This window comes from Streptomyces sp. NPDC037410, from assembly GCF_055602235.1.
The window spans coordinates 85,764-104,324 of sequence record NZ_JBVJWR010000011.1 but is presented as its reverse complement, the minus strand read 5'-3'; the positions used below and the strand labels follow the sequence as shown (position 1 = coordinate 104,324).

Sequence of the window (18,561 nt, the reverse complement as noted above, 5' to 3'; positions counted from 1 at the left end):
GGGAGGAACCTACCCGCGTTGACCCGCGTCGTGGCGGGGGGTGACCCTTGCGGAAGGGAGGGTCGGAACGAGGGTGGGGGGAGGGTCGGGGGGAGGGGCGCGTACAAGGGGGCGCTCGCCTACGACGCGGCAGGGCCGGGATCGGTTCCCGGAGGAGGGCGACGGCCGAGCGACTCGGCTCCGCGCCGCCGGTGCGAGAATGCCCCGCATGCACGCGCAGGAGTTCGACCGGCTCGACGCACGCGCGCGGGCGCTCGCCGTGCCCGGGCGGCGGCGGATCCTCGGGCTCGCCGGGGCGCCGGGGGCCGGGAAGTCGACGCTCGCCGAGCGGCTCGTCGCCCGGCTCGACGGGCTCGCCGTGCTCGTCCCGATGGACGGGTTCCATCTGGCTCAGGCCGAGCTGGAGCGGCTCGGGCGGGCCGGCAGGAAGGGCGCGCCGGACACCTTCGACGCCGCCGGGTACACCGCGCTCCTCGCCCGGCTGCGTACCCCCGTCCCCGGCGTCACGGTCTACGCGCCCGCGTTCGACCGCTCCCTGGAGGAGCCCGTCGCCGGGGCGATACCCGTCGCGCCCGAGGTTCCCCTCGTCGTCACCGAGGGGAACTACCTGCTGCACGACGAGGGCGCCTGGGCCGGGATCCTGCCCCTCCTCGACGAGGCCTGGTACCTCGACCTGGACGCCCGCCGCCGCGTCCCCCGGCTCGTCGAGCGGCACGTCCGCTTCGGCAAGGACCGGGCGCGCGCCGAGCGCTGGGTCCAGGACTCCGACGAACCCAACGCGCGCCTGATCGCCCGCGGCCGGGACCGCGCCCACCTCGTCGTACCGATGGCCTGACCCGGTCTGCCCGGAAAGGCAGGCCCTACACGGCCTGCAACGACGCGACGCGCGCCGCGTGCTCCGTCGCCGCCACCGCCAGGGCCCGGACGATCGGGTGCGGGCGCGTCCCGTCGCCCGCCAGTTCCGGCTGGAAGAGGGTCGCCAGGAAGAAGGGGTGCGAGGGGAGCTCGGCGATGCGGATGCCGCCCTCCTCGTCCGCGCCCGAGAAGCGCAGGCCGTGGGCCCGCAGGGTGTCCAGGTGGCGGCTGTCGGCGCCGTAGTTGCAGTGGTAGCGCTCCGTCGTCCGCTCCGCGCCGAGCGCCTTCTCGGCGAGCGTGCCCGGGGTGACCCGTACGACGCCCTCGTGGCCCACCAGCGAGCAGGCGAGCGGCGCGATCAGCAGGTCGCCCGGGTCGGCCGCCGGGTCGTTCTCGGCGTGCGCCGCCCGCTCCAGGCCGCAGACGTCCCGCGCGTACTCGATCAGGGCGTGCTGGAATCCGGCGCAGGTGCCGAGGAAGGGGATGCCGTCCTCGCGGGCCGTACGGATCGCCGCGAGCGCCCCCGCCTCGCTCGCGTACGGGCTGCCCGGCAGCACCCACACCGCGTCGAAGCCCTTCACCGCGCCCGGGGCCTCCGCGTCGCCCGTCGGGATCCAGTACGCGTCGAGCGCGAGCCCGTCCCGCTCGGCGAGGGCGTCCAGGAGGACCGGGACGCGGACGTGCGAGCGGACGTGCGGGGAGCGGTCGCCGACCAGGGCGATACGGGGGGTGTGGGTGTGTGTGTTCATGGGCATCATGCTCGGCCGTGCCCCACGTTCACGTCCAACGATGATTCATGGACTCGCCATCACGGATGCTTATGTCGCTGCCGCTAGGGTGGCCACATGACGAACGATCACGACTGGGAGACCCGCGTCGCCGCCCTCTGGGCGCGCCTCGACGACCTGGAGCCCGCCGACTTCCGCGCCCAGGCCGCCGCCCTCGCCGCCGAGCGCTCCGGAGACGACCCCGCCGCCGTCTTCGAGCTGGGCGCCGCCCACGACTCCACCGGCATGCCCGAGGAAGCCGTCGTCCACTACCAGCGGGCCCTCGACCTCGGCCTGAGCGGACTGCGCCGCCGCCGCGCCGTCATCCAGCTCGCCAGCAGCCTGCGCAACCTCGGCCGCCCCGACCGCAGCGTCGAACTCCTCACCGCCGAACGGGAGATCCCCGCCGACCGGCTCGACGCCGACGAGCAGGCCCTCTCCGCCGCCGTCGACGCCTTCCTCGCCCTCGCCCTCGCCGACACCGGCCGCGACCGCGAGGCCGCCTCCCTCGCCCTCGGCGCCCTCGCGCCCCTGCTGCCCCGCTACAACCGCTCCCTCGCGTACTACGCCAAGGACCTGCTGAAGACCCCCTTCGGGTCCTGATCCGTGGACCCGCACCTCCTCCGCACGTACGTCACCGTCGCCCGCCTCGCCTCCTTCTCCGAGGCCGCGCGCGACCTCGGCTACACCCAGTCCGCCGTCTCCCAGCACATCGCCGCCCTGGAGTCCGACCTCGGGCTTCCGCTGCTCACCCGGCGGCCGGTCGCCCCCACCCCGGCCGGGGAGCGGCTCCTCGAACACGCCGGGGCGCTGCTGCTCCGCCTTGACGCGGCCCGCGCCGACCTCGAACGGTTCACCGCCGCGCCCCGCACGACCCTGGGCGTCGCCGCCTCCCCGCTCGCCCTGACCGCCCGTATCGTCGCCGCCCTGCCCGCCACCGGGGTCACCCTGCACGCCCTGCCCCGCGAGCGGGTGCCCGTCGCCGTCGCCACCGGCGAGGCCGACGCCGGGCTCGTCGACGGCGTCGCCGCCCCCAGCGACCCGCTGCGGCTCCCCGACGTCGCCCCGCTCTCCGCGAGCCGCGTCGCCGAGGAACCGCTCGCCGTCGTCCTGCCCGACCGCCATCCCCTCGCCGGACGCCCCGGACTCCGTCTCGACGACCTCGTCGACGCCCGCTGGCTGGACGCCCCCGCCGCCGGCATCCCCCTCGACCGGCTCCGGGCCGTCCACGCCGGTCCCGCCGGGCGCGGCTTCCGCCCCGGCCTGCGCTACGACGGCACCGACACCCGCACCCTCGCCGTCCTGGCCGCCGCCGGGCACGGTCTGGCCCTGCTGCCGCTGTCCGTCGCGCGGGGCGTCCCGGGCGCGGCCGCCGTCCCCCTGGTCGCGCCCCGGCTGGTGCACCGCACCGAACTCCTCGTCCCGGCCGGCGCGCACCCCGAAGCCACGGGCCCGGTGGCCGAGTTCGCCGGACGGCTCAAGCGCTGACATCCGCAGTCGCTACCCTGGGCGCAACGGCGACGGAAGGGGGACAGGCGTGGGGTGGCTGCGACGAGGACCCAGGCGGGACGGCGACGACGCACCGAGGGACCCCGAGTTCGCGTACTTCTCCCAGCGCGAGGCCGCGATGTTCCGCGGCCGCGTCCGCGAGACCTTCGCCGAACTCGGCCTGGAGGTCACGGTCTTCGCCGGCCACGTCGTCGACGACAAGGGCCGCCGTTTCGGCCTCGGCAACCTCGCCGCCGTCTGCCACCAGGACCGGCGCGGCCCCCGCGTCTGGCCCGGCATGATCCAGCGCCACGTCGGGCTCGTCGTCCGCGCCATGGACGGCCCCTCCGCGCTCGAGACCCTGCCGCCCGAGCAGATCCGCGCCCAGCTCTACCCCCGGGTCGTCAGCGGCGACGGCATCGACGCCGGAGCCTTCGGCTACGCCAGGACCGTCGCCCCCGGCCTCTACGAGGTCCTCGCCCTCGACCTGCCGGAGAGCGTCATGATGCTCACCGACGAGGCCCTCGAACGGCTCGGGGACCACGCGCAGCTGCGCGACCGGGCCCTGCGCAACCTGCGCGGACTGCCCGTCGAGGAGCACGAGACCGTCCGCGACGCCGACGGCATGTGCTTCGAGATCATCCTCGGCGACTCCTTCTACACCGCGAGCCGCGTCCTCGACCTCGACGGCGTCGTCCGGCGCGTCACCGGCCTCCCGCTCGGCGAGCACGGCGCGCTCGTCGCCCTGCCCTTCCGGCACCAGCTCGCCTTCCACCCCATCCGGGACACCTCGATCATCCCGGCCCTCGGCGCGATGGCCTCCTTCGCCGCCGCCGGGTACGAGGACGTGCCGGGCGCCATCAGCCCGTACGTCTTCTGGTGGCGGGACGGCACGCTCACCCAGCTCAGCGAGCACGACGAGGAGTGCGGTGACCTGCGGATCGTCGTCGGCGACGACTTCCAGGAACTCCTGGAGCGGCTCATCGCCCAGGGCCCCGACCGCCGCTGATCCGCTGGTGGCCCGCACCGGCCCGTATCCGGTCGCGTCCCGCGCCCCCGCCCGGCAGGATGCTGTACGACGACGATGTCGAACAGCCGAGGAGAAGCCCCATGGCGAGCAGGGAAACCCCCGAAGAGGTCGTGCCCTTCACCGCGGACGACTACCGGGCGCGGATGGCCAGGGCCGCCGAGTCCGCCGCCGACGCCGGACTCGCGGGTGTGCTGGTCGCCCCCGGGCCCGACCTGGTCTACCTCACCGGCTACCAGCCGACCGCGATCACCGAGCGGCTCACCGTCCTCGTCCTCGCCGCCGGCCAGGAACCGGTGCTCGTCGTCCCGACCCTGGAGGCGCCCGACGCCGAGAAGGCCACCGGCGCCGCCGCGCTCTCCCTGCGGGACTGGACCGACGGCAAGGACCCGTACGCCGTCACCGCCCCGCTCCTCGACGTCGACGGCCGGTTCGGCGTCAGCGACAACGCCTGGGCCATGCACCTTCTCGGCCTCCAGCAGGCGCTGCCCGGCACCTCGTACGTCTCCCTCACCGAGGCCCTGCCGATGCTCCGCGGCGTCAAGGACGCGCACGAGCTCGCCAGGATCGCGGCCGCCGGGGCCGCCGCCGACCAGGCGTACGGCGAGATCCTCAAGGTCCGCTTCGCCGGCCGCAAGGAGACCGACGTCGCCGCCGACCTGGCCCGGCTCCTCATGGAGTCCGGCCACTCCCAGGTCGACTTCACCGTCGTCGGCTCGGGACCCAACGGCGCCAACCCGCACCACGAGGCCGGTGACCGGACCATCGAGCGCGGTGACATGGTCGTCCTCGACTTCGGCGGCCTCAAGCACGGTTACGGCTCGGACACCACCCGTACCGTCCACGTCGGCGAGCCCACCGACGAGGAGCAGCGCGTCCACGACCTCGTCCGCGCGGCCCAGCAGGCCGGCTTCGAGGCCGTACGCCCCGGGGTCGCCTGCCAGGACGTCGACCGGGCGGCCCGCAAGGTCATCACGGACGCCGGCTACGGCGAGTACTTCATCCACCGCACCGGCCACGGCATCGGCGTCACCACCCACGAGCCGCCGTACATGATCGAGGGCGAGGAGCTCCCCATCGTCCCCGGCATGTGCTTCTCCATCGAACCCGGCGTCTACCTCCCGGGCCGCTTCGGCGTCCGCATCGAGGACATCGTCACGGCGACGGAGGACGGGTCGGGGCGCCGCTTCAACAACACCCCGCACGAGATGGCGATCGTGGAATAGCTCTGTATCAGCCGTCCGTGAGGACGATCGCCGACTCGCCGGGGAGACGCAGGAGGCCGTCCGCCGCCGGGGACTCGACCGGGTCCCAGGCGGCCAGGACCCGGTCGCGGCCGTTGGAGCCGAGCGGGATCACCGCCGGCTCCCTGCCCAGGTTCACCGCCACCCGCAGGTCGCCGCGTCGGAAGACCAGCCAGCGGTCCTCCTCGTCGAAGGCCGTCTTCACGCCCCCCAGGTCCGGGTCCGTCAGGTCGGGCAGGGTGCGGCGCAGCGCGATGAGCTGGCGGTGCCAGGCGAGGAGCCGCTTGTGCGGGTCCCGCTCGCGTTCGGTCCGGTCGAGGACCGAGCGGTCGCGGGTGGCCGGCTCCTGCGGGTCGGGGACCTCGTCCTCGGACCAGCCGTGCGCGGCGAACTCCCGCTTGCGGCCCCGCCGTACGGCCTCCGCGAGCTCAGGGTCCGTGTGGTCGGTGAAGTACATCCAGGGCGTGCCCGCGCCCCACTCCTCGCCCATGAACAGCATCGGGACCGAGGGGCCGGTGAGGACGAGCGTCGCCGCGCAGGCGAGCAGACCGGGGGAGAGCGAGGCGGAGAGGCGGTCGCCGAGCGCCCGGTTGCCGATCTGGTCGTGCGTCTGCGCGTACCCCAGGAAGCGGTGGGCGGGGGTGCGCTCCCGGTCCACCGGCCGCCCGTGGTGGCGGCCGCGGAAGCTGGAGTACGTGCCGTCGTGGAAGAAGACCCGGGTGAGGGTCTTGGCGAGCGCCGCCATCGGGGCGCGCGCGAAGTCGGCGTAGTAGCCCTGCGATTCGCCCGTCAGGGCGGTGTGCAGGGCGTGGTGGAAGTCGTCGTTCCACTGGGCGTGCACGCCGAGGCCGCCGAGCGTGCGCGGGGTGGTCGTGCGCGGGTCGGCGAGGTCGGACTCGGCGACGAGGAAGTGCTGGCGGCCCTGCTCCTTCGCCAACTCGTCGACGGCAGCAGACAGTTCCTCCAGGAAGGTCAGCGCCCGCGTGTCGGCGAGGGCGTGCACCGCGTCGAGCCGCAGCCCGTCGATCCGGTAGTCCCGCAGCCAGGCGAGCGCGCTCCCCAGGAAGTACGCCCGGACCTCGTCCGAACCCGGGGCGTCCAGGTTCACCGCCGCGCCCCACGGCGTGTGGTGGGTGTCCGTGAAGTACGGCCCGAAGGAGGGGAGATGGTTCCCGGACGGGCCGAGGTGGTTGTGCACCACGTCGAGGACGACGCCCATGCCGAGGCCGTGCGCCGCGTCCGTGAACCGCTTCAGCGCCTCGGGACCGCCGTACGGCTCGTGGACCGCCCACGGCGCCACCCCGTCGTACCCCCAGCCCCGCACTCCGGGGAACGGGCACAGCGGCATCAGCTCCACATGGGTGATCCCGAGGCCCGCGAGCTCCCCGAGCCGCCCGGCCGCCGCGTCGAGCGTGCCCTCCGGGGTGAAGGTGCCGACGTGCAGCTCGTACAGGACGGCGCCGCGCAGCCGCAGCCGCGGGGACTCGTGGCTCCAGGTGTACGCCGAGTGGTCGACGACCGCGCTCAGACCGTCGGGCCCGTCGGGCTGCCGGCGGGAGCGCGGGTCGGGCAGCACGGGCCCGCCGTCGAGCGAGAAGCCGTACCGGTCGCCGTCCCCCGCGGGCACCACGCCCGACCACCAGCCGTCCCGCTCGGCGTCCCGGTCCAGGGGATGGCCGGAGCCGTTCAGCTCCAGCGTCACCCGGTCACGGGCGCTCGGCGCCCACACCTCGAAGAGCACGGGGATCCCCTCGTCGACGGTCACCAACGGCTACCGCGACCATCCTGGCAGTCAGGACCCCGACGCGCCCGGCACGTCCCGCACGTAGTCGATCGCTTCCTCGAATGCGACGTACCCCGCGCGGGCGAACGACGCCGCCGTCGGCACGGAGCCGCAGACCGACCCCCTGGGAGCCGTCGTCGAAGAGCCCGCGGACCGTCACGGCGATGTCGCCGTACAGATACGGAATTTCCAGGTCAGCGACCCTTCTGGACACGTCGGGGCCGACCGACGGACAATCACTTGCGTGACGACCCCTTTCGAGCTTCCCGCGAACTCCCCTCGGCTGACGGACGCCGAGCGGGACCACGCGCTGGGGCTGCTCCGTGAGGGTGCCGCCCAAGGCCGCCTCTCGCACGACACCTTCCTCTTCCGGATGGAGCGCGCCCTCCAGGCCCGCCGACCCGACGAACTCGCCCTGCTCACCGCCGACCTGCGGAGCGAGGGCACATGGACCCGGCGGGTGGTCGGCGCGGTCGAGCGGATGTCCGCGTTCACGGCGCGGATCGGGCGCGCCTGGAGTGCGGAGCGGCTGCCGAAGCTGCTGCTGCCGCTCCCCGGCCCGCATCCGCTGCGGATCGGGCGCGACCCGGTCAACGGGCTGCGGCTCAGCCACGAGACGGCCTCCCGGCTGCACGCCGAACTCTCCCTCCAGGGCGGGTTGTGGGTGCTGCGCGACCTCGGCTCGACGAACGGCACCACCGTCAACGGGCGGCGGGTCACCGGGGCGGTGGTGGTGCGGGCGGGAGACGTCGTCAGCTTTGGGCAGATGTCGTTCCGGCTGTCGCACGACTGAACCCCGCCTTCACCCGTTCGGCGGTACGCGGCGGGCGGTGCGGCCCGCGCGGTGATGGGCTGGGCAGCACGCGCGCCACGATCTCCGGCCGCGCCACCCACCGCCGATCGACAGGGGGCGAGATGAGCGCCGCGCCGAACCACGAGCCGGACCGGGGCACAGGGAGCGCACGGGCGGAGGGCGAGCCGGACCGGGGCGTACGGAGCGCACGGCCGGACGAGTCCGGGGATCCCTGGACCCGTCTGCCCGCCATGGCTCCGGCTGCGCCGTCGGACCCCGTTTCCAGCCCCGACCGCGTACAGACCCTGGCCGGCCCGCCCGGCGGGCGGACCGTCGCGCCCAGCCCGCTCGACCCCGGCGCCACGCTGCACCCGCACGGGATCCACCGGACCCTGCGCGAGGAGTTCCCGCTCACGTACGACCCTCTGCTGCGCGCCTGGGTCCTCAGCCGGTACGCGGACGTGGCCACCGCGCTCACCGACGAGCGCTTCACGCACGGGCACCGGCCCGGTGACCCGCCGTGCGCGCGGGCCCACGTCGACGTCGACACCGAGGCCCTGCGCGCGGTCACCGAACGCACGGCCTACGTCCTGGCCCGCCGGATCGCCGAGCGGCCCCAGGCCGACCTGGTCGCCGACTTCTGCCACTGGCTGCCCGCCGGCACCGTCGCCGCGGCCGTCGGCGTGCCCTACCGCGACATGATGCGGCTCGTCCGCGGCCGGGCGGCGGGCGCGCTCGCGGGGGAGTGCGGCGGCCAGATCGCCGTACGGGAGAAGGCGCTCGCCTCCTTCCTCGGCAACGTCCTCGCCGACCCCGACCTGGTCGCCGCCCTCCGCGACGCGCCCGCGGGACTCGTCGACCGCGCCTGGACCGAATCGCTGCGCCGGGACCCGCCCGTGCAGATCGCGGTGCGCCGCACCAGCGCCGAGGTGCCGGTGAGCGGCGGTGTCGTCCCGGCGGGCGCGTCCGTCGCCCTGCTCGTCGGCTCGGCGGGCCGCGACCCGGAACGCTTCCGTGAGCCGGACCGTTTCGATCCCTTTCGCAACGACCCGGGCCAGCTCACCTACGGTCCCGGCTTCTGCCCGGCCGTCCTGCTCGCCGGCTTCGAGGCGGAGTACGCCCTGCGCGCGCTGTTCACGGCGATGCCCCGTCTCCGTCTCGCGGACGGCTTCCGCCCCACGTCCACGGGCCTCATCACCCGCGCTCCCCGCAGTCTCATCGTCCGGCCGGGCGGCTGAGCGACCCCGTCTCCGCTGTTAGGGTGACGTGCGCCCGTCAACCGGACGCTCGAACTGCCACTTTCCACGGGGATTTACATATGAACATGCGTCATGTCCGCGCCATCGCTGTCTTCGGCATCGCGGTCGTCGCCCTGACCGGTGCCCGCGGCTCGCACGGCGGCAGCTGCGGCGGCAGCCACGGCTCCGGCAGCCACAGCAGCGGCAGCAACCACAGCGACGACCACGACGTCACCTCGGGCGGCGGCTCCACCGGCTCCGTCTCCGGCAGCACCGGCAGCGCCGACAAGGCCATCCGCGACATCACCATCGACGCGTGCAAGTTCGACCCGGCGAAGAAGAGCCTCGTCGCCAAGATCACCATCAAGAACGACAACGTCCTCGACTACGACTACGACGTCACGATGAAGTTCAACGGCGAGACGGGCTCCGGCGTCGTCCCGGCCACCGCGAGGACGACCGCCATCGCCGTCGCGGCGGGTGCCTCCAAGAGCGTCGACATGACCGCCGCGTACCCGGGAACCGGCGACGCCTCCGAGTACACCGAGTGCTGGGTCACGCAGGCGTCCCGCTCCTGACCTCGGACGCGGCCGCGGCCGGGGTCGTACGGTCCGGCCGCAGCACCGAGGCGAGCAGCAGGACGCCGGGGAGGACTCCGGCGACCGCCCTGATCGCGGCGACCGGGGCGTCGAGCCCGGCAAGCACGAGGCCCGCCACGCCGCAGGCCGCGATCGACGCGCCCAGGACATGGAGCGCGGGCCTGTGCCAGGCGACCGCGAGGCCGAAGAAGTGGACGCCGACGACGAAGGCGATCCAGCCCACGGACGCCTGCGGGGTGTGCAGCACCTGGGCGATCACCAGGAGCCCGGCCGCGAGCCCGGCGACCTCGGCCGCCGCCACGTACCAGTAGCGCCGCCCGAATCGGGTGGCGGAGGGTGTCCCGGTCCGGGGAGCCGTCCGGCCGCGCCGCCCGAGGACGGCCACCCAGAGGAACGCGGCGAGGGACAGCAGGCGCAGCGGCACGGCGACCGCCGTCGGCAGGGCGACGGCGTTGGCCTGGATGAACACGAGTCCGAACGCGGCACCGATGATCCGCCCGGTCTGATCTTTCGTCATGATCAACAGCTTGTCATGATCGTGGCATCACCCCTCCCTCCGGTTCACTCCACCCGGGCGAGCAGCGCCACCGGCCGCTCCGCGAACAGCTCCGCCAGCTTGACCTCCGTCGCCGGGCCGCCCGTGAACTCCCGTACGCCGTCGAGCACGTCGGCCCAGCGTCCCTCCGGCAGCACCAGCTCCGTGTCCTGCCAGCCGCCCGCCCGCGCGAGCCGCAGCGAGAGCCGGGTCACGGCCGTGACCACCCGGCCGGAGCGGGCGAAGGCCAGACAGTGCGCGGCCGCCGGACCCTCCGCCGTCAGCGGTTCGTACGCGCCGCCCGCCCCGAAGGCCTCTGGGTGCGCCCGCCGCAGCCGCAGCGCCGCCCGGACGAGCGCGGTCCGCTCGTCCTCCGGTCCGACCGCGAACGGCGCCCGGTTGTCCGGGTCGACGAGCGCCCGGTACTCCCGCTCCGTGTTCTGGTACAGCTCCGGCACCCCCGGCATCGTCAGCTGTGCGAGCACGGCGCCCAGCGCGTGCGCCCTGATGTGCGGCTCCAGGGCGAAGGCCGCCTCCGAGGCCGCCCGGAGCGGGATCCGTCCGGGCCCGGCCGCCGCGAACTCCGCCACCGCCCGCTCGTACCCGGCGTCCGGCTCGGTCCAGCTGGTCCGCAGCCCCGCCTCCCGTACGGACTTGAGGATCGCGGGCACCAGCCGGTCCGCGTCCGGGGCGCCGAAGCCGAAGGCCGTCTGCCAGGCCGTCCACGCCACGTGCGGATCGGGCGCCGGAATCCCGGCGACCTCCGCGAGGAGCTCCGCCCACACCTCCGGGCACTGCGCCAGCACCGCGATCGCCGCCCGGACGTCGGCACTGCGCTTGGTGTCGTGCGTGGAGAGCACGGTGCCGGTGTCCGGCCAGTCCCGGGCGATCCGCAGGCAGTACGCGTGGAACTCGTCGACCGGCACCGCCGGACGGCCCGCGTCGCCGCCGACCTCGTTCGCCGAGAGCAGCGGCGCGTACCGGTAGAAGGCGGTGTCCTCCACCGACTTGGCCCGCAGCGCGGACGAGGTCTGCGCGAACCGGGCGCGGAACGCCCGGTGTTCGGGCCCGTCGCCGCGCGCCCCGAGCGCCAGGTCCCGTACGAGGTCGACCGCCGCCGCCTCCTCCGGCACCGCGAACGCGGCCTTCGCGCCGCGCGCCGCCTCCGGGGTCAGCACCTCCTCGCCGCCGGTCCGGTAGGGGCGGTAGACGGGGACCCGCACGAGCAGCTCCCGGATCGCGGTGCGCAGCGCCCAGGGGGCGTGGTCCCGGAGCGCGGGGTCGGCGGCGCAGATCCGCCCGGCGATCCGGGTCAGCGCGGCCGTCTCGGCGGCCAGGTCATGGCCCGCCACCTCGTACGCGGCGCGGCGCTCGGTCGCCTCCCAGTGCCCGCCGCGGTCCGCGGCCTTCCCGACGAACTCCCGGTAGACATCGGCGAGTTCGTCGGCTCCCACCGGGTCGGTGAACACGCCGTCGAGCTGCCGCAGCGCGTCGTACCCGGTGGTGCCGGCGACCGGCCAGGCGTCCGGCAGCGTCTCCCGGCCCGTGAGGATCTTCTCGACGACCGTCCAGCAGCGCCCGCCGGTCGCCGCCGCCAGGTCCTCCAGATACCCCTGCGGGTCGGCGAGCCCGTCCGGATGGTCGATGCGCAGCCCCTCGATCACCCCGTCCGCGACCAGCTCCACGATCTTCGCGTGGCTCGCCGCGAACACCTCGGGGTCCTCCACCCGCACCCCGATCAGCTCCGAGATCGTGAAGAAGCGGCGGTAGTCGAGCTCGGTGCGGGCCAGCCGCCACCAGCCGAGCCGGTACCACTGGGCGTCGAGCAGCTCGTCGAGCGGCAGCCGCTCGGTGCCCGCGCGCAGCGGGAACTCCTGGCCGTCCAGGTGCAGGGACCCGCCGGAGACCCGGAAGCGGTCCCGCACCGCGGGGAGCCGCGCGGGCAGCACGGGGAGCAGCACCCGGCCGTCCCCGGCCCGCCAGTCGATGTCGAACCAGCGGGCGTACGGCGAGTCCGGGCCCTCGCGGAGCACGGCGCGCAGCGCGTGGTTGTGGCGCGGGGAGGCCGCCATGTGGTTGGGCACCAGGTCCACGACGAGCCCGAGGCCGTGCGCCCGCGCGGTCGCCGCCAGGGCCCGCAGCCCCTCCTCGCCGCCCAGTTCGGCCCGTACGGACCGGTGGTCGGTGACGTCGTAGCCGTGGGTCGAGCCGGGCACCGCCTCCAGGACGGGGGAGAGGTGCAGGTGCGAGACCCCGAGACCGGCCAGGTACGGCACGGCGCGCTCGGCGGCGGTGAACGGGAACTCCGGCTGGAGCTGCAGCCGGTAGGTCGAGGTGGGTGGAATGGGCGTCATGCGAACGTACGTACCCCGTCGGAGGGCTTCTGTGTCATCGCCCCATGCACCCGTTCGAGTGCATCGCGTTACGTTCGCGTGATGCTTCGGATGTATCGCGACACGCTGTCCCTGCTCGGACCGGCCCTGCCGGTCGTCTCCTTCCTCGGCCGGCTGCCCACCGCCATGTGCCAGCTCGGCAGCCTGCTCCTGGTCGCCGAGACGAGCGGCTCGCTCGCCACGGCGGGCCTCACGGGCGGCGCGCTCGCCGCCGGACAGACCGTCGCCGGACCCGTCATCGGCCGGCTCGCCGACCGGCACGGCCAGCGCGGGATCGTCCTCGCCGCCTCCCTCGCCAACGCGGTCGCCGTCACCGCCCTGGTCCTCGCCGCCCTCGCCGACGCGCCCACCGGCGCGCTCATGGCGCTCGGCGCGCTCGCCGGGGCCACCGTCCCGCAGGTCGGGCCGCTCGCCCGGAGCCGCTCCGTGGCCCTCGCCCGCCGCTCCGGCGCGGACGACGGGCTGGTCGGCGCGGTGCTCTCCTTCGAGGGCACCCTCGACGAGGTCTCCTTCGTCCTCGGCCCGGCCCTCGTCGGCCTCGCCGCGGCCTTCGCCCACCCGGCCGCCGCGCTCCTCCTGGCGGCGCTCCTCCTCGCCGTCTGCGGGACGGCCTTCGCGCTCCACCCGACGGCCCGCGCCCTCGCGCCCGTCGTGACCACCCGTACGAGTGCCGCCGAACGGACGCGGCTGCCCGGATCCGCGTACGCCCTGCGCGGCACGATGGTCCTCCAGGGCGCCATGTTCGGCGCCTCGCAGGCCGGGATCACCGCCCTCACCGAGGAGCTCGGCGCGCCCGCCCAGGCCGGGCTCGTGTACGCGGCCATGGGCGTCATGAGCGCCGCCGTCGGTCTCTCCATGGCCGCCGTGCCCGCCCGCATCGGGCTCACGACCCGCTGGCGCGCCGCCACCGCCGGGCTCGTCGTCCTCTCCGCGCCGCTGCTCCTGGTCGGCTCCCTGGGCGCGCTCTACGCGGTCGTCGTCGTGCTCGGCGCCGCCTACGCCCCGCACCTGATCACCGTCTTCGGGCTCACCGAGCGGACCGTGCCGGCCGCCCGGCTCGCCGAGTCGATGGCCTTCCTCACCAGCGGGATCGTGGGCGGTCAGGCCCTCGCCCTCGCCGTCTCGGGCCGTCTCGCCGAGAGCCACGGCGCCCCCGCCGCCTTCGCGGTGGCGGTGGGAGCGGCCGTCGCCTGCGCGGTGCTGTCCTGGACGGTCAGGGCCGTGTCTCCCGTACGGGACCTCAAGCCGGTCGGCGCAGGACCGTCAGGCTGAGCGGTGCGAGGGTCACCCGCTCGCCGGCCTCCATCTCCGGCCCCTCCTGCGGCGGCATGCCCTCCGGGTCCGAGGTGTCCACCACCATCCGCCAGCAGCGCCCGTGGCTGTCCGGGACCGCGAACTCCAGGTTCTTCGACGAGGCGTTGAACATCAGCAGGAAGGAGTCGTCGGCGATCCGCTCGCCCTGCGTGCCCGGCTCCGAGATGGCGTTGCCGTTGAGGAAGACGGTCAGCGCCTGGGCGTGCGCCGCCTGCCAGTCGCGGGAGGTCATCTCCTCGCCCTCGGGCGTGAACCAGGCGATGTCCGTCAGCTCGTCGTGCGTGCCCTCCACCGGCCGGCCGTGGAAGAAGCGGCGGCGGCGGAAGACCGGATGCTCCCGGCGCAGCCGGACCATCGCGCGCGTGAACCGCAGGAGCGTGGCCTCCGTCTCGCTGTTCTCCTTCGGCCAGCGCACCCAGGAGACCTCGTTGTCCTGGCAGTACGCGTTGTTGTTGCCGCCCTGCGTCCGCCCGAACTCGTCGCCGTGGCTGAGCATCGGCACGCCCTGCGAGAGCATCAGCGTGGCGAGGAAGTTGCGCGTCTGGCGGGCGCGCAGCTCGGCGATCCCGACGTCCTCGGTCTCGCCCTCCGCCCCGCAGTTCCAGGAGCGGTTGTAGCCCTCGCCGTCCCGGTTGCCCTCGCCGTTCGCCTCGTTGTGCTTGTCGTTGTACGAGACGAGGTCGCGCAGGGTGAAACCGTCGTGGCAGGTCACGAAGTTGACCGAGGCGAGCGGGCGCCGGCCGTCGTCCTGGTACAGGTCGGAGGAGCCGGTGAGGCGCGAGGCGAACTCGGCGAGCGTGCGCGGCTCGCCCCGCCACAGGTCCCGCACGCAGTCCCGGTACTTGCCGTTCCACTCGGTCCACAGCGGCGGGAAGTTCCCCACCTGGTAGCCGCCCTCGCCCACGTCCCACGGCTCGGCGATCAGCTTCACCTGGCTCACCACCGGGTCCTGCTGCACCAGGTCGAAGAAGGAGGACAGCCGGTCCACCTCGTGGAACTGGCGGGCCAGGGTGGCCGCCAGGTCGAAGCGGAAGCCGTCCACGTGCATCTCGGTCACCCAGTACCGCAGGCTGTCCATGATCAGCTGGAGCACGTGCGGGGAGCGCATGAGCAGCGAGTTCCCGGTGCCGGTGGTGTCCGTGTAGTACCGGCGGTCGTTCGAGAGCCGGTAGTACGAGGGGTTGTCCAGGCCCCGGAAGGAGAGCGTCGGGCCCAGGTGGTTGCCCTCGGCGGTGTGGTTGTAGACGACGTCGAGGATGACCTCGATGCCCGCCTGGTGCAGCGCCCGGACCGCCGACTTGAACTCCAGCACCTGCTGGCCCCGGTCGCCCCAGGAGGCGTAGGCGTTGTGCGGGGCGAAGAAGCCGATCGTGTTGTAGCCCCAGTAGTTGGAGAGCCCCGCGTCCACGAGCCGGTGGTCGTTCACGAACTGGTGAACGGGCATCAGTTCGAGGGCGGTGACGCCCAGTTCCTTCAGGTGGCCGATGACCGAGGGGTGCGCGAGCCCCGCGTACGTCCCGCGCAGCTCCTCCGGAAGGTCCGGGTGCAGCATCGTCAGGCCCTTCACATGGGCCTCGTAGATCACCGTGTGGTGGTACTCGGTGCGCGGGCGCCGGTCGTCGCCCCAGTCGAAGTACGGATTGACCACGACCGAGGTCATCGTGTGCGGGCCCGAGTCGAGGTCGCTCCGCGCGTCGGGCCGCCCGAACGGGTAGCCGTACACCGCCTCGCCCCACTTCACCTGCCCCGACACCGCGCGCGCGTACGGGTCGAGCAGCAGCTTCGCCGCGTTGCAGCGCAGCCCGCGCTCCGGCGCGTAGGGGCCGTGCACCCGGAACCCGTACCGCTGACCGGGCATCACGCCCGGCAGATAGGCGTGCCGCACGAACGCGTCGGTCTCGCGCAGCTCCACCGCCGTCTCCGAGCCGTCGTCGTGCAGCAGACACAGCTCGATCCTGTGGGCGGCCTCCGAGAAGACCGCGAAGTTGGTGCCCGCTCCGTCATAGGTGGCGCCCAGGGGGTACGCCTGTCCCGGCCAGACCTGCATGGATATGACTCTTCCTCTTCTGTCCGGGTTTCATCCGTGTTCTTCGGCCAGATCCTGCCCGAAAGAGGCGCAACCTCCTAGGACTTCACCCCGTCCTACCGGGTGACCGCAGGACCAAGAGGGGGATAGAGGGGGAAGTGTGTACGAAATAGCACGCCGCCACCTGGGGAAGGTGGTGGCCGGAGCGGCCATGGCGGTGACGGGAACCGCCGTCGCCGTCGCCGTCGCCCTGCCGAGTTCGGCAGGGGCGAACGACACGCCGGGGGGCCGCGGCACGGTGGCGGCGGGCGCTTCCGCGGGCGCCTCCGCCGGGGCCGGGGCGGACGGTACGGACGGAGCGGCCGGGGGACAGGGGCAGCCCGGGTCCGCGCCGCCGCCCGCCACCGTCGTCCCGCCGCCCGCCGAGGGGAAGAAGGGCGTCGGCAGCGACCCGCTCACCGACGACGAGCTCGCCCGCGCCGAGGCGCTGGCGCTCGCCCCGCCCGCCGCCACCGCCCAGCAGGACGTCACCGGCGGCCGGGGCCCGCAGCGCCTCGGCACCCGGCTCGCCGACCCGCTGCCCGGCGACGCGTCCCGCCGCGCCGAGGTCCGGCTCTACGACTACGCGCGGGACGAGCTCGTCACCAAGACCGTCAACCTCGACACCGGCAAGGTCGAGAAGTCCGGGGCGCAGCGCGGGGTCCAGCCCTCCGCCCACCCCGAGGAGCTGCGCGAGGCCGTGGAGCTGATCCTCGCGAGCCCGCTCGGCAAGGGCGTCAAGGAGGACTACAAGGACGCCACCGGCAAGGAGCTGACCTCCGGCAGACAGCTGTGGTTCAACGGCGACGTCTACCGCACCTACCGCGAGGCCAACGTGCCCGCGCAGCTCGCCCGTTGCGGGGAGCACCGGTGCGTCCGGCTCGTCACCAAGGTCCTCAACGGGGCCTGGATCGACACCCGGAACCTGATCGTCGACCTCTCCGCGAGGACCGTCACCCGCGTCGGCTGACCACCGGCCCGGCCACTCCACAGCTCACGACACGTACGAGGGAGTACGTCCCCATGTCCACCACGCGCAACCAGAACCGGCGCACCCGCAAGCGGGGCGCCGTCCTGACCGCAGCCGCCCTGCTCGGCACCGCCACGGCCGCCGCCGGACCCGCGAGCGGCGCCGTCGCCGTCCCGGGCCCGCCGTCCCCGACGGCGGGCGCGAGGCCCGCCGCCGCGACGCCCGACTGCTCGGCCGCGTACCGCATCACGCAGAAGCTCGACGGCGGCACCACCTGGCGCATGTGCTGGCGCTACGACACCGACGCCGGGCTCACGCTCGACCGGGTCACCTACCAGCCGCCCGGCGCCGCCGCGCCCATCCGCGTCCTCAACAGCGCCCGGCTCGCCCAGATCCACGTGCCGTACGACGACGGTGGCGCCGAGTACGACGACCTCACCGGCGCCGGCTTCGGCTGGGGCCTGCAGAACCTCAAGCCGGCCGAGTGCCCCGGCGGCACCCTCACCACGATCAGGGTGGCCGAGGTCGGCGACGTCAAGGGCCTGTGCACCACCACGCGGTCGCGCGGACACGCGTACCGCATGGCCAGCGACAACGGCTCCAAGGTCTGGGCGGCGCAGGCCAAGGACCTGCTCGTCTACACCGTCAACAAGGTCGGCTGGTACGAGTACATCACCGAGTGGCGCTTCACCGCCGACGGCACCATCGGCGCCAACGTCGGGGCCACCGGCAGCCTCTCGCCCGTCGACTACAACGCCACCGACGGACGCGGCTGGCCCCTCGGCAAGGGCGCCCGCGGCTACGCCACCAGCCACGCCCACAACGTCTTCTGGAAGCTCGACTTCGGCCTGGACGGCTCCACCAAGGACCGGATCGAGCAGTTCGACTCCGCCGTCACCGCGGCCCCGGCCACCGGCGGCGGACCCAAGGTGAAGACGACGCGCACGACCGTCACCAAGGAACTCGCCGGCGACGCGAAGAACATGCGCTGGTGGCGGGTGGTCAGCGGCACCGGCAAGAACGCCGACGGCCACGCCCGCTCGTACGAGATCGTGCCCGGCCACACCGACACCCACGCCGGCCGCCCCTTCACCAAGCACGACGTCTACTTCACCCAGTCCCGCGCCTGCGAGAAGTTCGCGAGCAACAACACCGGCGCGTGCGCGGCGGGCGCCGGTGACAGCGTCGACAAGTGGGTCAACGGCGAGACGCTGACCAACCCGTCCGTGTGGGTCAACATCGGGTTCCACCACATCGCCCGGGACGAGGACCAGCAGCCGATGCCGGTCCACTGGCAGGGCTTCCAGCTCGTGCCCAGGGACGTAACCGCTATGAATCCGCTCACTCCGGCCGATCTCGCCTCCCAGAACGGGCAGCCGAATCCGGGGAGTTGAGGAAGCAGCCTGACGATCCTGCTGCACCGCCTCCCGCTCGCGGAGTACCCTTCCTTGATCGTTGTCACATGGTCATCCTGTCCGCCGGAACGGGTG

Annotated in this window: 16 protein-coding genes; 11 read left to right on the top strand and 5 right to left on the bottom strand. The window is 74.0% G+C overall.

Annotated features, from left to right (window positions below; genetic code table 11):
* Positions 1-199 precede the first annotated feature (199 nt).
* Positions 200-835, top strand: a complete 636-nt coding sequence (locus ACZ7HT_RS19945; protein ID WP_471167335.1) for a nucleoside/nucleotide kinase family protein — start codon at positions 200-202, stop codon at positions 833-835.
* A gap of 25 nt (positions 836-860) precedes the next feature.
* Here the strand turns inward: ACZ7HT_RS19945 and ACZ7HT_RS19940 are convergent, their stop codons facing one another.
* Positions 861-1,604 (bottom strand): CTP synthase C-terminal region-related (seleno)protein, encoded by a 744-nt coding sequence (locus ACZ7HT_RS19940; protein ID WP_471167333.1) that lies wholly within the window; start codon positions 1,602-1,604, stop codon positions 861-863.
* Between the two features lie 96 nt (positions 1,605-1,700).
* Here ACZ7HT_RS19940 and ACZ7HT_RS19935 point away from each other — a divergent pair, with 96 nt between their 5' ends.
* The 4 genes from ACZ7HT_RS19935 (at position 1,701) to ACZ7HT_RS19920 (ending at position 5,363) form a co-directional block, all read left to right on the top strand.
* The gene (locus ACZ7HT_RS19935) at positions 1,701-2,225 is read left to right on the top strand and encodes a tetratricopeptide repeat protein (protein WP_471167331.1); all 525 of its coding nucleotides are present in this window, start codon (positions 1,701-1,703) and stop codon (positions 2,223-2,225) included.
* Between the two features lie 3 nt (positions 2,226-2,228).
* Positions 2,229-3,110: a LysR family transcriptional regulator gene (locus tag ACZ7HT_RS19930; RefSeq protein ID WP_471167328.1), complete on the top strand. Its 882-nt coding sequence runs from the start codon at positions 2,229-2,231 to the stop codon at positions 3,108-3,110.
* Between the two features lie 49 nt (positions 3,111-3,159).
* Positions 3,160-4,119, top strand: a complete 960-nt coding sequence (locus ACZ7HT_RS19925; RefSeq protein WP_471167326.1) for a DUF1444 domain-containing protein — start codon at positions 3,160-3,162, stop codon at positions 4,117-4,119.
* Between the two features lie 101 nt (positions 4,120-4,220).
* On the top strand, positions 4,221-5,363 hold the full coding sequence (locus tag ACZ7HT_RS19920; protein WP_471167323.1) for an aminopeptidase P family protein: 1,143 nt from the start codon (positions 4,221-4,223) through the stop codon (positions 5,361-5,363).
* Between the two features lie 7 nt (positions 5,364-5,370).
* On the opposite strand, the gene treZ is transcribed toward ACZ7HT_RS19920, so the two are convergent.
* Entirely contained in the window at positions 5,371-7,122 is a 1,752-nt protein-coding gene (gene treZ / locus ACZ7HT_RS19915) for a malto-oligosyltrehalose trehalohydrolase (RefSeq protein WP_471167710.1), read from the bottom strand.
* Positions 7,123-7,408: 286 nt separating this feature from the next.
* Between treZ and ACZ7HT_RS19910 the strand changes: the two genes are divergently transcribed.
* The 3 genes from ACZ7HT_RS19910 (at position 7,409) to ACZ7HT_RS19900 (ending at position 9,773) form a co-directional block, all read left to right on the top strand.
* Positions 7,409-7,957 carry an FHA domain-containing protein gene (locus ACZ7HT_RS19910; protein ID WP_471167321.1) on the top strand — a complete coding sequence of 183 codons (549 nt, stop codon included), beginning with the start codon at positions 7,409-7,411 and terminating at the stop codon, positions 7,955-7,957.
* A gap of 251 nt (positions 7,958-8,208) precedes the next feature.
* Positions 8,209-9,195 (top strand): cytochrome P450, encoded by a 987-nt coding sequence (locus ACZ7HT_RS19905; RefSeq protein WP_471167707.1) that lies wholly within the window; start codon positions 8,209-8,211, stop codon positions 9,193-9,195.
* Between the two features lie 80 nt (positions 9,196-9,275).
* Positions 9,276-9,773: a hypothetical protein gene (locus tag ACZ7HT_RS19900; protein ID WP_471167318.1), complete on the top strand. Its 498-nt coding sequence runs from the start codon at positions 9,276-9,278 to the stop codon at positions 9,771-9,773.
* On the opposite strand, the gene ACZ7HT_RS19895 is transcribed toward ACZ7HT_RS19900, so the two are convergent.
* Complete coding sequence (locus ACZ7HT_RS19895) at positions 9,751-10,311, bottom strand: hypothetical protein (RefSeq protein WP_471167316.1); 561 nt, start codon at positions 10,309-10,311, stop codon at positions 9,751-9,753. The two genes, ACZ7HT_RS19900 and ACZ7HT_RS19895, sit on opposite strands and share 23 nt — an antisense overlap.
* Before the next feature lie 44 nt (positions 10,312-10,355).
* Positions 10,356-12,674: a malto-oligosyltrehalose synthase gene (treY, locus tag ACZ7HT_RS19890; RefSeq protein WP_471167705.1), complete on the bottom strand. Its 2,319-nt coding sequence runs from the start codon at positions 12,672-12,674 to the stop codon at positions 10,356-10,358.
* 99 nt (positions 12,675-12,773) lie between these two features.
* Between treY and ACZ7HT_RS19885 the strand changes: the two genes are divergently transcribed.
* Positions 12,774-13,994 carry an MFS transporter gene (locus tag ACZ7HT_RS19885; RefSeq protein ID WP_471167702.1) on the top strand — a complete coding sequence of 407 codons (1,221 nt, stop codon included), beginning with the start codon at positions 12,774-12,776 and terminating at the stop codon, positions 13,992-13,994.
* Here ACZ7HT_RS19885 and glgX read toward each other — a convergent pair.
* Positions 13,963-16,083, bottom strand: a complete 2,121-nt coding sequence (gene glgX, locus ACZ7HT_RS19880) for a glycogen debranching protein GlgX (RefSeq protein WP_471167313.1) — start codon at positions 16,081-16,083, stop codon at positions 13,963-13,965. The two genes, ACZ7HT_RS19885 and glgX, sit on opposite strands and share 32 nt — an antisense overlap.
* Positions 16,084-16,222: 139 nt before the next feature.
* Here glgX and ACZ7HT_RS19875 point away from each other — a divergent pair, with 139 nt between their 5' ends.
* Together ACZ7HT_RS19875 and ACZ7HT_RS19870 are read left to right on the top strand one after the other, a co-directional pair.
* Complete coding sequence (locus ACZ7HT_RS19875) at positions 16,223-17,071, top strand: Tat pathway signal sequence domain protein (protein WP_471167310.1); 849 nt, start codon at positions 16,223-16,225, stop codon at positions 17,069-17,071.
* Between the two features lie 53 nt (positions 17,072-17,124).
* Entirely contained in the window at positions 17,125-18,465 is a 1,341-nt protein-coding gene (locus ACZ7HT_RS19870) for a copper amine oxidase (RefSeq protein ID WP_471167308.1), read from the top strand.
* The last annotated feature ends 96 nt before the right edge of the window (positions 18,466-18,561 follow it).

Excerpts from the sequence above, each read along its gene's own strand:
- ACZ7HT_RS19940 (WP_471167333.1), bottom strand. The coding sequence starts at position 1,604 with ATGAACACACACACCCACACCCCCCGTATCGCCCTGGTCGGCGACCGC.
- glgX (WP_471167313.1), bottom strand. The coding sequence starts at position 16,083 with ATGCAGGTCTGGCCGGGACAGGCGTACCCCCTGGGCGCCACCTATGAC.
- ACZ7HT_RS19870 (WP_471167308.1), top strand. The coding sequence starts at position 17,125 with ATGTCCACCACGCGCAACCAGAACCGGCGCACCCGCAAGCGGGGCGCC.
- ACZ7HT_RS19920 (WP_471167323.1), top strand. The coding sequence starts at position 4,221 with ATGGCGAGCAGGGAAACCCCCGAAGAGGTCGTGCCCTTCACCGCGGAC.
- ACZ7HT_RS19885 (WP_471167702.1), top strand. The coding sequence starts at position 12,774 with ATGTATCGCGACACGCTGTCCCTGCTCGGACCGGCCCTGCCGGTCGTC.
- ACZ7HT_RS19905 (WP_471167707.1), top strand. The coding sequence starts at position 8,209 with ATGGCTCCGGCTGCGCCGTCGGACCCCGTTTCCAGCCCCGACCGCGTA.
- ACZ7HT_RS19945 (WP_471167335.1), top strand. The coding sequence starts at position 200 with ATGCCCCGCATGCACGCGCAGGAGTTCGACCGGCTCGACGCACGCGCG.
- ACZ7HT_RS19895 (WP_471167316.1), bottom strand. The coding sequence starts at position 10,311 with ATGACGAAAGATCAGACCGGGCGGATCATCGGTGCCGCGTTCGGACTC.
- ACZ7HT_RS19900 (WP_471167318.1), top strand. The coding sequence starts at position 9,276 with ATGAACATGCGTCATGTCCGCGCCATCGCTGTCTTCGGCATCGCGGTC.
- ACZ7HT_RS19935 (WP_471167331.1), top strand. The coding sequence starts at position 1,701 with ATGACGAACGATCACGACTGGGAGACCCGCGTCGCCGCCCTCTGGGCG.